Consider the following 12,227-nt stretch of genomic DNA (forward strand, 5'->3'; position numbering starts at 1 on the left):
AGGCGGTGCCCAGGCGGTGTCCAGGCGGTGTCCAGGCGGTGGTCAGGCGCGGGTGTGCAGGCGCAGGGTGCCGGTGTTGTCGCGCTGGGTCGGGTCGAGGCGGGTGGAGGTGACGCGGGCGGTGATCGGCAGCCGGCGCGCGGCGTCGTCCGCCACGTCGAGCCGGGCGGTGATCCGTACCGGCTTGCCCGGGTGCACGGCGGCGATCGTGCAGGCGACGTTCCTGCCCGTGCTCTTGCAGGCGGCCCCGCCGGCCGAGGTGGGGCGCAGGCCGGCCGGGAACGTGAGCTGGACCGGCACCTGGGCGGCGGCGGCCAGCCCGCGCATGGTGACGGTGGCGGTGACGGTCGCCGAGCCGCCGCGCGCGACCGGCCGCGCGGGGCCGCTCAGCTTGACGGACAGGGCGTCGTAGACGCCGTCCGGGTCGGCCTGCTTGACGATCGCGCCGTAGCCTTCGACGTTGAGCGCGTTGGCGACGGAGTTGCCGTCGGCCTCGCCGTCCTCCTTGCCCGCCGACAGGACTCCGACCAGGTCGCCGGTGCCCTTGATGATCCACGGCCCGCCGCTGTGCCCCTTGAACAGGTGGCAGTTGTACGTCTCCAGCCGCCCCGCCCGCGTCGCCTGCCCGGCGGCGCTGCGGGCGGAGAGCATGCTCTCCGCGTGGCTGACGCCGGCGGCCTGCCGGGTCCTGCCCAGGCACCAGAGCTGGTCCCTGCCGTCGTACGGCTTCCTGCCAAGCAGCCCGGGGTAGCCGGTGGTGGTGATGGTGTGCTTGCCGCCCTGGTTGAGCATGGGGGTGAAGGCGCCGACGGCGTCCTGAAGGGTGCGGTCGCGCTTGCCGACCTCGATGAGGGCGATGTCGTAGACGCTGTTCCAGTCGCCGCCGCCGGCGCCGGTGTATCCGTCGGGCTTCCACGCGCGCCGGCCGCCCCATCGCCCGTACGGCTCCCGCTCCCGTACGCCGGCTCCGCGGCCGTCGTAGGCCGGGACGAAGGCGAAGCTGGTGTGCCACCGGCCGGTGGACGATCCTTCCGGCACGCCGTACACGCAGTGGGCGGCGGTGACGATGAGCAGCTTGGAGGCCGAGCGGATGACGGAGGCGCTGCAGGAGTCGCCGCTGCCGGCGGCGTTGACGAAGAAGAGCCGGCCGCTGATGCGGCTGTAGGGCGCGCCGGTGTACGGCCTGGGCACGCGGGCGTATCCGTTGTCGTCGCCGCCCGGGGTGATCCGCTTGGCCGAGGGGACGCTGTGCCGCGCGGCGGCGCTCTTGGGGGTCGCGTCGCCTGGGGCCGCCTTCCCTGGGACCGCGTTGCCTGGGACCGCCTTCCCTGCGACCGGGCTTCCGTGGACGGTGTTTCGCGGCCCCGCACTCTCCCGCCTCGCGCTCCGCAGGCTCTCGGGCAGGTCGGAGGCGGTCGCCTTGGCCTGCTTGCCCGGCGTCCAGTAGCGCACGGCCCGCCCTGGGCGCATCAGCGGCGACGCCTCGGCGCCCCATACGGGCCGGGCGGGCCGGATCGGAGCCGCCACCTGCTCGGCCATCTGCTCGACCATCTGCTCGGCCGGCTGATCGGCCGACAGGGCGGCGGGCATCGCGGGTGGCTGGTCCGCCGTCGCGGGCAGCGCGGGCGCGGCGCCCGTCAGCGTGATCAGGGTGGTGACCAGAGTTCTCCGCACAGTTGCCCCCGAGCAGCTCGATCGACGTCTCGATCACTGTAAGTCACCATAAGGGCGCGAAGGGTGGCCGGGGGTGGCGTGTCGTGAGGATGGCGGCGAACGCGGTCCGTACCCCCTCATCCAGATAAGGGAGGAAACGTCAGCCGGCGGCTGCGTCGCCGGTCGTGTTCGGGGGCAGAATCTCGTTCGTGCCGGCCTCGGCCGGTTCGCGGTCGGGCCGCAGCCCGCGCCAGGACGGGTGCCGCAGCCGCCCGTCGCCGGTGACCTCGGCGTACTGCACCTCGCCGACCACCCGTGGCTCCACCCAGCGCGCGTCGCGGGCGTGCTCGCGCGGCACCGGCTCGCCGAACGGCGGGTCGCGGCGTTCCAGGGGTGTGAGCCGTTCGAGCAGGTCGCGCAGCATGGACTCGGTGAATCCGGTGCCGACGTGGCCGACGTAGCGCAGCCGCCCGCGCGGGTCGTACGCGCCGAGCAGCAGTGACCCGATCGTCCCCGACCGGCGTCCGCCGCCGGGTTTCCAGCCGCCGATGACGACCTCGACGGTGCTGACGTTCTTGACCTTCGTCCATTCGCCGCTGCGCCGGCCGGGCCGGTACGGCGAGGTCATGCGTTTGCAGACGACCCCTTCGAGCCCGAGCTGCCGCGAGGAGTCGAAGGCCCGCGCGGCGTGGTCGGCGAACCAGACGGGCACCTGCCAGCGGAAGCCCGGCGTGAGCGTGCTCTCCAGGAGTTCGCGCCGCTCGGTGTAGGGGCGCGCGATGACGCTGTCGTCGTCGAGGTGGAGCAGGTCGAAGGCCATGAACGTGACGGGCGTGGCCCTGGCCAGCTCTGCGACGGCGACCGGGTTGCGCTGGTGCATGCGGGGTTGCAGCGCCTCGAAGCTGGGCCGCCCGGCCTCGTCGAAGGCGACGATCTCCCCGTCGATCACGGCTGGGCGCCGGCCGGTGGCGCCGGCCATGAGCTGGAGTTCGGGGTAGGCGGGGGTGATGTCCTTGCCGTTGCGCGACATCAGGTGGACGGCGCCGTCCTCGACGTAGGCGAGGGCGCGCACTCCGTCCCATTTCATCTCCACGGCCCAGTCCGCACCCTGGACGGAGGTCAGGGTGCCGAGCTGGGCCAGCATCGGCGAGTAGGCCGGCAGCCGCGACATGGTGCATGCCGTACCCCGTCTGCTTGATCGACAGTGACGGGGAGGCGTCTACAGATGGTCAAGTGGCGTGTGTTCCACGAGTTCGGCCAGGTCGACGCCGTGCTGGCCGAGTTCGGAGACGGTGGCGCAGTAGCCGCGGAGGTAGGTGCGGCCGTTGACGCGGTGGGAGACACGCAGCAGCGGGCGATCGTCGAGGATGATCGCCTCCACCAGGATGCCGTCGGGGCCGTGCCACTGTCCCATGCCGGTAAGCGTAAGCGACCGGACATAATGGACACGTAATGCCGCCGGACCCACCCGTCGCCGGAGAAGGGCCGGAAAGGCCGGTGAACACGCCCTCGGCGCCCGCGAAGCGGGTAAAAACGACGCAACGTTAACTTTGGGTTACTCCACGTTTTTCTTGGTGTGACGCGTTAGCCGGCCCACGCCTGGGGCAGTGGTGCTTGCTCGGAGCTTTTCCCGGCCGTGGCCGTACCCCCGTGACGGCCACGGCGCCACCCCGGCAGGCCCGGTCCGGGGTGCGGTGGTCGCGGGGCGTGCGTCGGCGAGCGCCGCCCCGCGACCGCCGAGACGTTCCGCCATGTGGACAGAACCGGATTCAGGGTCCGGACTCCGTAGACTGTCAGGGTGATTTCCCGTATCGACATGCGCGCTTCCCTGCCCGGGAATCTGCGCGACGTGCTGCCCCGCGCCGAGCTCGACGTCGAGGCCGCCCTGGAGAAGGTGCGGCCCATCTGCGAGGACGTGCGCCATCGCGGGGCGGCAGCCGTACGGGAGCTGACCGCCAGGTTCGACGGTGTCGAGATCGCCTCCGCCCGCGTCCCCGCCGAGGCCCTGGAGCGGGCGCTGGCCGAGCTGGACCCGAGGGTGCGGGCGGCGCTGGAGGAGTCGATCAGGCGGGCCAGGCTGGTCCACCGCGACCAGCGCCGCGCCGACGTCACCACCGAGGTCGTGCCCGGCGGCACCGTGACCGAGCGGTGGGTGCCGGTCGATCGGGTGGGTCTCTACGTCCCCGGCGGCCGGGCGGTCTATCCGTCCAGCGTGGTGATGAACGTCGTGCCCGCGCAGGAGGCCGGCGTCGGCTCGCTGGCCGTCACCAGCCCGGCGCAGAAGGAGTTCGGCGGGCTGCCGCACCCGACCATCATGGCCGCGTGCGCGCTGCTCGGCGTGGACGAGGTCTACGCGGCGGGCGGGGCGCAGGCGGTGGCCATGTTCGCCTACGGCACCGAGGAGTGCCCGGCGGCCACGATGGTGACCGGTCCCGGCAACATCTGGGTGGCGGCGGCCAAGCGGCTGCTCAAGGGGCGCATCGGCATCGACTCCGAGGCCGGCCCGACCGAGATCGCCATCCTGGCCGACGAGACGGCCGACCCGGTCCACGTCGCCGCCGACCTGATCAGCCAGGCCGAGCACGACACGATCGCCGCCGCCGTGCTGGTCACCACCAGCGCCGAGCTGGCCGACGCGGTCGAGAAGGAGCTGCCGGGCCAGGTCTCGGCCACCCGCCACACCGAGCGCATCACCGAGGCGCTGAGCGGCCGGCAGTCCGGCATCGTGCTGGTCGGCTCGATCGACGACGGGCTGAAGGTGGTCGACGCCTACGCCGCCGAGCACCTGGAGATCCACACCGCCGACGCGGCGGCCGTCGCGGCGCGGGTGCGCAACGCGGGGGCGATCTTCGTGGGCGCCTACGCACCGGTCTCGCTCGGCGACTACCTGGCCGGCTCCAACCACGTGCTGCCCACGGGCGGCTGCGCCTGCCACTCCAGCGGTCTGTCGGTGCAGTCGTTCCTGCGCGGCATCCACGTCGTCGACTACAGCCGCGAGGCGCTCGCGGGCGCGGCGGCGCACGTGTCGGTGCTGGCCGACGCCGAAGACCTGCCCGCCCACGGCGCCGCGATCCGCGCCCGATTCGACTGGCGAGTGCCCACGGAGACCGCGTGAACCTGGACGATCTGCCGATCCGCGACGATCTGCGGGGCAAGACGCCCTACGGCGCTCCCCAGATCGACGTCCCGGTCCGGCTCAACACCAACGAAAACCCCTACCCGCCCTCGCCCGAGCTGGTCGCCGACCTGGCCCGCGAGATCGGGGAGCGGGCGGGCACGCTCAACCGCTACCCCGACAGGGACGCGGTGGCGCTGCGCGCCGGCCTGGCCGGCTACCTCGGCCACGGCCTGAGCACCGAGCAGGTGTGGGCCGCCAACGGCTCCAACGAGGTGCTGCAGCAGATCCTGCAGGCGTTCGGCGGCCACGGCCGCACCGCCCTGGGGTTCGAGCCGTCCTACTCCATGCACCCGATCATCACCGGCGGCACCAGCACCGAGTGGGTCAGGGCGACGCGCGAGGAGGACTTCTCCCTCGATCCGGGCAAGGCCACCGCCGCGATCGAGGAGCACCGTCCCGACGTCGTCTTCCTCACCTCGCCCAACAACCCGACGGGCACCGCGCAGCCGCTGGAGACGATCGAGGCGGTGCTGGCCGCGGCGCCCGGCATGGTCGTGGTGGACGAGGCCTACGCCGAGTTCGCCCGCGAGGGCACGCCGTCGGCGCTGACGCTGCTGCCCGCCCATCCGCGGCTGATCGTCACCAGGACGATGTCCAAGGCGTTCGCGATGGCCGGCACCCGGCTGGGCTACCTGGCCGCGCATCCGGCCGTGGTGGAGGCGCTGCTGCTGGTACGGCTGCCGTACCATCTGTCGACGCTCACCCAGACCGCGGCGCTGGTGGCGCTGCGGCACCGGGCCGAGCTGCTCGGCACGGTCGACGCGCTGCGGCGCGAACGCGACGAGACGGTGGCGTGGCTGCGCGCCAAGGGTCTGTCGGTGGCCGACTCCGACGCCAACTTCGTGCTGTTCGGGCGGTTCCCCGACCGGCGGAAGGTGTGGGAGGGGATGCTGGAGCACGGCGTGCTCATCCGCGAGGTGGGCCCGCCCGAATGGCTGCGTGTGTCGATCGGCACGGGCGAAGAGATGACGGCGTTCCGCGCCGCCCTGGAAGGAGTCCTGTGAGTCGCGTAGGTCGCGTCGAGCGTGTCACGAAGGAGACCTCGGTCCTGGTGGAGGTGGGCCTCGACGGCACCGGCCGGGTCGAGGTGGCCACGGGGGTCGGCTTCTACGACCACATGCTGGCCCAGCTGGGCAAGCACGGGCTCTTCGACCTGACCGTCAAGACCGAGGGCGACCTGCACATCGACTCCCACCACACGATCGAGGACACCGCGCTCGCGCTGGGCGCGGCGTTCCGCGAGGCGTTGGGCGACAAGTCGGGCATCAGGCGGTTCGGCAGTGCGTCGTGCCCGCTGGACGAGTCGCTCGCCCAGGTCACCGTCGACCTGTCCGGCCGCCCTTACCTGGTGCACTCCGAGCCCGAGGGCATGGCGCCGATGATCGGCCCCGAATACGACACGACGATGACCCGCCACATCCTCGAGTCGTTCGTCGCCCAGGCCGCGATCTGCCTGCACGTGCACGTCCCCTACGGCCGCAACGCCCACCACATCGTGGAGTCGCAGTTCAAGGCGCTGGCCCGGGCGCTGCGCGAGGCGTCCGAGCTCGACCCGCGGGCCACCGGGGTGCCCAGCACCAAGGGCGTGCTATGACCGACAACCTGCTCGCCGGGGTGATGGTGTTCATCGGGCTGTTCCTGGGCGGCGGTGTGTTCTCCCTGCTCAAGCAGGGCCTGAAGATCGGCGCGGCCGTGTGCGCGGTCGGCGCGGCGCTGGCGATCACGGCGGGGGTGTTGTGGTGGTGAGCAAGAAGAACGTGGTGGTGCTCGACTACGGCTCGGGCAACCTGCGCTCGGCCGAGCGCGCCCTGGCCAGGATCGGCGCCGATGTGACCGTGACGTCCGACTTCGGCGCGGCGCTCGACTGCGACGGCCTCGTCGTGCCGGGCGTGGGCGCGTTCGAGGCGTGCATGAAGGGCCTCAAGGGCGTGCGCGGCGAGCAGATCGTCGGGCGCAGGCTGGCCGGCGGCCGCCCGGTGCTGGGCATCTGCGTGGGCATGCAGATCCTGTTCGCCAGGGGCGTCGAGCACGGCGTCGAGACCGAGGGCTGCGGCGAGTGGCCGGGCACGGTCGAGCGGCTCGAAGCGCCGGTGCTGCCCCACATGGGGTGGAACACCGTCAAGGCGCCCGGCGGCAGCGTGCTGTTCGCCGGCCTCGATGCGGCCACCCGCTTCTACTTCGTGCACTCCTACGGGGTGCGCGAATGGGAGCTGCGCCCCGGCGACGGCTTCGCCGAGCCGCTCGTCACGTGGGCCGAGCACGGCGTGCCGTTCGTGGCCGCCGTGGAGAACGGCCCGCTCATGGCCACCCAGTTCCATCCCGAGAAGTCCGGCGACGCCGGAGCCGCGCTGCTGCGCAACTGGCTCGGCACGATATGAGCCGCCGCGCCGCCGCGTGTCCGGCCCGGCACGCCGACCGCCGCCGCGCCGCCGTGCACCCGGCCAGGCACGCCGTGCGCCGCCGCCGGGAGGCGCCGTGAGCAAGGAACGCGCCCGGCGGCGGGCCGAGCGCGAGGCCGAGCGGGCCCGCGCGATCCAGGTCAACGAGGAGCGGCAGGCACGCAGGGCCCGCCGCCGCGCCTCGCTGGCCCGCCTGGTCCCGCGGCCGATCCGGTTCTACCGCCAGGGCGGCCTGCTCGCCCGCCGCCACCGCGCCCAGAACGCGGTGGTGGCGCTCGGCTTCCTGATCGTCCAGGTGATCGCCTGGCTGATGTGGGGCTCGCTCCCGGTCAGCTTCGGCGTCCTCATCTTCTCCCTGCTGCTCGCGCCCGTTGTCGTGACCCTCGCTTTCGACCGGAGGATCTGAATGTCACTCGTATTGCTGCCCGCCGTGGACGTCTCCGACGGCCAGGCCGTACGCCTGACGCAGGGCGAGGCCGGGACCGAGACCGCCCACGGCGAGCCGCTGGCCGCCGCGCTGGCCTGGCAGGAGGCGGGCGCCGAGTGGATCCACGTCGTCGACCTCGACGCCGCCTTCGGTCGCGGCACCAACCGCGACCTGATCGCCGAGGTGATCGGCCGGGTCGACGTGAACGTGGAGCTGTCCGGCGGCATCCGCGACGACGAGTCCCTGGCCGCCGCGCTGGCCACCGGCTGCCGCCGGGTCAACATCGGCACCGCCGCGCTGGAGAACCCCGAGTGGTGCCGGAAGATCATCGCCGAGCACGGCGACCGGATCGCGGTCGGGCTCGACGTGCGCGGCACCACGCTGGCCGCCCGCGGCTGGACCGAGGAGGGCGGCGACCTGTGGGAGGTGCTCGACCGGCTGGAGTCCGACGGCTGCCCCCGCTACGTGGTCACCGACGTGACCAAGGACGGCATGCTGCAGGGCCCCAACCTCGACCTCTACCGCCGCATCTGCGCCCGTACCGACAGGCCCGTGGTGGCCAGCGGCGGCGTTTCCAGCCTCGATGACCTGCTGGCTCTCGCTTCCCTCGTCCCCGAGGGAGTGGAAGGCGCCATCGTGGGAAGGGCGCTCTACGCTCACGCGTTCACACTGGAAAACGCGCTGGCCGCGGTGCGCGTGTAGCTCTTGCCGGGAGGGGGCGAGATGAGCGTCAGCAGCATCGGTATGGAAAGCACCGGCTACAGGGTGTTCTCGGGCGGCATCTGGGAGGAGAAGTACGGCTACGCCCGTGCCGTGGTGGCGGGTGACCGGGTGATCGTGTCCGGTTGCACGTCCACGGTCGACGGGGAGGTGCGCCACGTCGGCGACGCCTACCGGCAGGCCATGACCGCGATCGACATCGCGCTCGAAGCCGTCCTGATGGGCGGCCTGACGCGGGAGGACGTCATCATGGTCCGCTACTACGTGGTCGAGCAGCGCCACTTCGACCTCGCCGGGCGGGCCATCAACGAGGTCTTCGGCAAGGTACGTCCCGCCTGCACCGGGGTGCGGGTGGCAGGACTGGTCGACCCGCGCATGCTGGTCGAGATCGAGATAGAGGCACTGCGAGCATGACCGTTGCGGTAAGAGTCATCCCCTGCCTCGACGTGGACGCCGGGCGTGTGGTCAAAGGCGTCAACTTCGAGAACCTGCGCGACGCGGGCGATCCCGTCGAGCTGGCCAGGCGCTACGACGAGGAGGGCGCCGACGAGCTGACCTTCCTCGACATCACGGCGTCGTCGGGCGAGCGCGAGACCATGCTCGACGTGGTGCGCAGGACCGCCGAGCAGGTGTTCATCCCGCTCACCGTCGGCGGCGGCGTCCGCGCGGTCGAGGACGTCGACCGGCTGCTGCGCGCGGGAGCCGACAAGGTGTCACTCAACACGGCCGCCATCGCCAGGCCCGAGCTGCTCACCGAGGCGTCCCGGCGCTTCGGCGCGCAGTGCGTCGTGCTGTCCGTGGACGCCCGCCGGGCGCAGGGCACGGCGAGCGGGTTCGAGGTGACCACCCACGGCGGCCGGCGCGGCACCGGGATCGACGCGGTGGAGTGGGCCGCCAGGGGCGAAGAGCTGGGCGTGGGCGAGATCCTGCTCAACTCGATGGACGGCGACGGCACGCTCGACGGTTACGACCTGGAGATGCTGCGCGCGGTCAGGGCGGCCGTCCGGGTGCCGGTGATCGCCAGCGGTGGCGCCGGCCGGCTGGAGGACTTCCCGCCGGCGGTCGCGGCGGGCGCCGACGCCGTCCTGGCGGCCAGCGTGTTCCACTTCGGCACCCTGAAGATCTCCGAGGTCAAGGAGACCCTGCGGATGGCGGGCCACCCGGTCCGCTGAACGACGGACTGACGCCCGGGGCGCCCCGGGCGTCAGCGCCGCTCCGCTCCTGTCGCGGGCCTCAGAACACCCGCAGGTGGTTGAACAGCTCGTAGGAGACGTCCTTGGCGGCGAACGCGGCCGCCTCGGACCGTTTGACGGTCAGGTACGCGCTGCGCCGCAGCGGCCCGAGCGCCTCCATGAGCACCTCGTCGCCCTCCAGCGCGTCCAGCGCCTCGTCCAGCGAGGCCGGCAGGCGGGGATAGCGGCCGGGCACCGTGTCGGGGTCGACGTCCACGGCCTCGCCCGGGTCGAGCTTGCGCCGGATGCCGTCGAGCCCGGCGTGGATGACGGCGCCGAGCGCCAGGTAGGGGTTGGCCGAGGAGTCGGAGGGCTTCAGCTCCAGGTTCGGCTCGCCGCTGTCGCCGAGCGGGGAGCACAGGCGCACGGCCGCCTCCCTGTTGTCGGGGCCGTACACGGCGTACGCGCTGGACCACATGCGCGGCGCCAGCCGGCGGAAGCTGTTGACGCTGCCGCAGGTCAGCGCGGTGAGGGCGGGCAGGTGGGCGAGCAGGCCGCCGATGAAGCCGGAGCGCACCTCGCCGTCCTCGGCGAACAGGTTACGGGAGTCGCTCCAAAGAGACAGGTGCAGATGGGTGCCGTTGCCGGCCTGGTCGGCCAGCGGCTTGGGAGCCAGCGAGGCCCACATCTGCATGCGCAGGGCCACCCCGCGTACGGTTTCGCGGTAGATGACGTGGTTGTCGGCGGCCCGCAGGGCGGGCGCGTGGCGCACGGACAGCTCCTGCTGGCCGGGACCCAGCTCCGGATGGTAGTGCTCGACGCGCAGCCCCTGCGTCTCCAGGGCGCGCATCAGCTTGATCGTGTAGTCGTGGGCGGTGTCGAAGCCCAGCCCGGCGTAGCAGAGCGAGTCGTCGATCGGCACCAGCCGGTCGGGCCCGCCCGACGGGTCGGGCAGCCTGCGGCCGAGGGTGAACTCCGGCTCGAACGCGGCAATGAGGGTGTAACCCTCGGTCGCCAGGTCGGCGATGGCGTCCTTGAGAAACGTCCGCGCGCACGCTTCCCACGGAGTGCCGTCGGGACGGCGCAGGTCCGACAGCATGGCCGCGGCGCCGGGAGCGTAGGGCAGCGGCACATACGTGGCGGGGTCGGGAACGATGCGCACCTCACCCACCGGACCCATGTGCTCGACGTCCTGGAGCTGGTCGAGCATGTTCATCGCCATCATCGCCACCGTGTGCCCGATGCCTGTGCTGAGCCGTTCGGCCAGCCGCGACCGAGACGCCGCCTTGCCACGGATCACGCCACCGTGGTCGGCGTACAGGAACCGGATCAGCTCGATACCCTCGAGCTCAGCCCGTTCGAGGATCCGCCGGGCGTGGGGATCGAGCTGATTGATCTTGGTGCCGCTCGGGCGATCTGTCATCCTGCCTGCGTAACACGATCCGGCAGCGCGGGGAAGCACCTGACGCAGACAGAACCATCCGTCAGGTCAGAACACTCGAGAAGAACACGGCCAACTGATTGGCTCCCTGAATGATTCCGTCGAACACACCGTTGACCGCGGCGGCGGCTTGGGCCGGCCGGGTGAACAGGTAGAAGACCACGAACGCGACAGCCGCGTAGGTGATCACCTTCTTGACCTGCATGGGGGGCCTCCTGCAGTCCATTCCCAGCCGTATATACCCGGATCTGGGCGATCACTAGGCATCTTCTGTGAAGATGTACATGATCCTAACCGGGGGGCTTCTTTCTGTTGCCATGGTACGGGCTTGAATCCGCGCGCGAGCGCCTGCCGCGCCGGGATTTCCGTGACGGCCGGGGCGCAGCAGGTGAGTGCCTCATGACAGAAGATTGATCGGCTTCCGGCCTGGTCATCGGGCCTGAGCGGAGGGCCGCTCGGAGGGTCGCTCGGCGGGCGTGAGCACGAGTCGCGTGGCCCGATCGGGGGCCCGGCCGGCGGGGCCCGGCCGGTCGGCGTGTCGTCAGACCCCCAGGGTCGCCTCGCGCAGCGCGCTGACGGCGTCGGGCTCGCCGGTGAGCTCCACCCTGGCGTGCGCCTGCCGGCCGAAGCAGAACATCAGCAGCTCGCCCGCCCGGCCGGTGACCTCGACCCGGGAGCCGCCCTTGGGGCCGCCGAGCGCGACGCCGCCGCCGAGCCGGTGCAGCACCACGCCCACCGGCGACTTGCGCAGCGTCAGCCGGGCCCCGCTGGAGACCCGCTTCCAGATCAGCCGTTCGAGGTCGTCGGGCAGCGCGCGCGGCTCCCAGTCCGGCTGGGCGCGGCGCACGTCCTCGTGGTGCACGAACAGCTCCAGCGTGTTGACCGCCTCGTCGAGCGCGGGCAGCAGCCCGTACACGCCGCCCGGTTCGCGGACCAGGCCGACCAGCTCGGGGTAGGGCAGGCGCGTCTTGAGGCGGTTCTGCACCGAGGCGGTGTAGCCGGCCAGCGGCTTGAGCGCGATGCCGGGCATCGCGTCCGGCCTGCGCTCGCGGATGGCGAGGTGGGCGGCCAGGTCGGCGGTGGTCCAGCCCGCGCACAGGGTCGGCTCGTCCGGGCCGAGCCGGTCGAGCAGGTCGCAGAGCGCGGCGCGTTCGCCACGAGCATGTGTCACGGGCCCAACCCTACCGGTGGGAATAACGAAGTGATCAGACGTGATACTGACATACGTATAAACGTG

At 72.1% G+C, this 12,227-nt stretch carries 15 protein-coding genes; 9 read left to right on the forward strand and 6 right to left on the reverse strand.

Going from position 1 to position 12,227, the window contains the following annotated elements; translation table 11 throughout:
* Positions 1-42: 42 nt before the first annotated feature.
* From B0I32_RS27445 to B0I32_RS27455, 3 genes are all read right to left on the reverse strand, one after another.
* A complete protein-coding gene (locus B0I32_RS27445; protein WP_106244643.1) occupies positions 43-1,674 on the reverse strand; it encodes a trypsin-like peptidase domain-containing protein in 1,632 nt (543 codons plus the stop codon).
* A gap of 139 nt (positions 1,675-1,813) precedes the next feature.
* Positions 1,814-2,824 carry a non-homologous end-joining DNA ligase gene (ligD, locus tag B0I32_RS27450; protein WP_106244644.1) on the reverse strand — a complete coding sequence of 337 codons (1,011 nt, stop codon included), beginning with the start codon at positions 2,822-2,824 and terminating at the stop codon, positions 1,814-1,816.
* Positions 2,825-2,872: 48 nt separating this feature from the next.
* Complete coding sequence (locus B0I32_RS27455; protein ID WP_106244646.1) at positions 2,873-3,067, reverse strand: hypothetical protein; 195 nt, start codon at positions 3,065-3,067, stop codon at positions 2,873-2,875.
* Between the two features lie 384 nt (positions 3,068-3,451).
* Here B0I32_RS27455 and hisD point away from each other — a divergent pair, with 384 nt between their 5' ends.
* The 9 genes from hisD to hisF all read left to right on the forward strand — a co-directional run bounded on the left by hisD (position 3,452) and on the right by hisF (position 9,549).
* Positions 3,452-4,768, forward strand: a complete 1,317-nt coding sequence (hisD, locus tag B0I32_RS27460; RefSeq protein ID WP_106244648.1) for a histidinol dehydrogenase — start codon at positions 3,452-3,454, stop codon at positions 4,766-4,768.
* Entirely contained in the window at positions 4,765-5,835 is a 1,071-nt protein-coding gene (locus tag B0I32_RS27465; RefSeq protein WP_106244650.1) for a histidinol-phosphate transaminase, read from the forward strand. The genes hisD and B0I32_RS27465 overlap by 4 nt, the downstream gene beginning before the upstream one ends.
* The gene (gene hisB, locus B0I32_RS27470) at positions 5,832-6,425 is read left to right on the forward strand and encodes an imidazoleglycerol-phosphate dehydratase HisB (RefSeq protein ID WP_106244651.1); all 594 of its coding nucleotides are present in this window, start codon (positions 5,832-5,834) and stop codon (positions 6,423-6,425) included. The genes B0I32_RS27465 and hisB overlap by 4 nt, the downstream gene beginning before the upstream one ends.
* Entirely contained in the window at positions 6,422-6,577 is a 156-nt protein-coding gene (locus B0I32_RS57900) for a hypothetical protein (RefSeq protein WP_181307838.1), read from the forward strand. Before hisB ends, B0I32_RS57900 begins: the two co-directional genes overlap by 4 nt.
* Complete coding sequence (gene hisH, locus B0I32_RS27475; protein ID WP_106244915.1) at positions 6,571-7,209, forward strand: imidazole glycerol phosphate synthase subunit HisH; 639 nt, start codon at positions 6,571-6,573, stop codon at positions 7,207-7,209. The genes B0I32_RS57900 and hisH overlap by 7 nt, the downstream gene beginning before the upstream one ends.
* 97 nt (positions 7,210-7,306) lie before the next feature.
* Positions 7,307-7,636, forward strand: a complete 330-nt coding sequence (locus B0I32_RS27480; protein ID WP_106244653.1) for a hypothetical protein — start codon at positions 7,307-7,309, stop codon at positions 7,634-7,636.
* Complete coding sequence (gene priA / locus B0I32_RS27485) at positions 7,637-8,359, forward strand: bifunctional 1-(5-phosphoribosyl)-5-((5-phosphoribosylamino)methylideneamino)imidazole-4-carboxamide isomerase/phosphoribosylanthranilate isomerase PriA (RefSeq protein WP_106244655.1); 723 nt, start codon at positions 7,637-7,639, stop codon at positions 8,357-8,359.
* A gap of 21 nt (positions 8,360-8,380) precedes the next feature.
* The gene (locus B0I32_RS27490) at positions 8,381-8,791 is read left to right on the forward strand and encodes a Rid family hydrolase (RefSeq protein WP_106244657.1); all 411 of its coding nucleotides are present in this window, start codon (positions 8,381-8,383) and stop codon (positions 8,789-8,791) included.
* Positions 8,788-9,549 (forward strand): imidazole glycerol phosphate synthase subunit HisF, encoded by a 762-nt coding sequence (gene hisF / locus B0I32_RS27495; protein WP_106244659.1) that lies wholly within the window; start codon positions 8,788-8,790, stop codon positions 9,547-9,549. Before B0I32_RS27490 ends, hisF begins: the two co-directional genes overlap by 4 nt.
* 61 nt (positions 9,550-9,610) lie before the next feature.
* Here the strand turns inward: hisF and B0I32_RS27500 are convergent, their stop codons facing one another.
* The 3 genes from B0I32_RS27500 to B0I32_RS27505 all read right to left on the reverse strand — a co-directional run bounded on the left by B0I32_RS27500 (position 9,611) and on the right by B0I32_RS27505 (position 12,161).
* Entirely contained in the window at positions 9,611-10,972 is a 1,362-nt protein-coding gene (locus tag B0I32_RS27500) for a glutamine synthetase family protein (RefSeq protein ID WP_106244660.1), read from the reverse strand.
* A gap of 61 nt (positions 10,973-11,033) precedes the next feature.
* Positions 11,034-11,195, reverse strand: a complete 162-nt coding sequence (locus tag B0I32_RS57905) for a hypothetical protein (protein WP_181307840.1) — start codon at positions 11,193-11,195, stop codon at positions 11,034-11,036.
* Positions 11,196-11,531: 336 nt separating this feature from the next.
* Positions 11,532-12,161, reverse strand: a complete 630-nt coding sequence (locus B0I32_RS27505) for a TIGR03085 family metal-binding protein (RefSeq protein ID WP_106244662.1) — start codon at positions 12,159-12,161, stop codon at positions 11,532-11,534.
* Positions 12,162-12,227 lie beyond the last annotated feature (66 nt).

The sequence above is a fragment of the Nonomuraea fuscirosea genome, from assembly GCF_003001935.1.
In the GTDB taxonomy this organism is placed as follows: domain Bacteria; phylum Actinomycetota; class Actinomycetes; order Streptosporangiales; family Streptosporangiaceae; genus Nonomuraea; species Nonomuraea fuscirosea.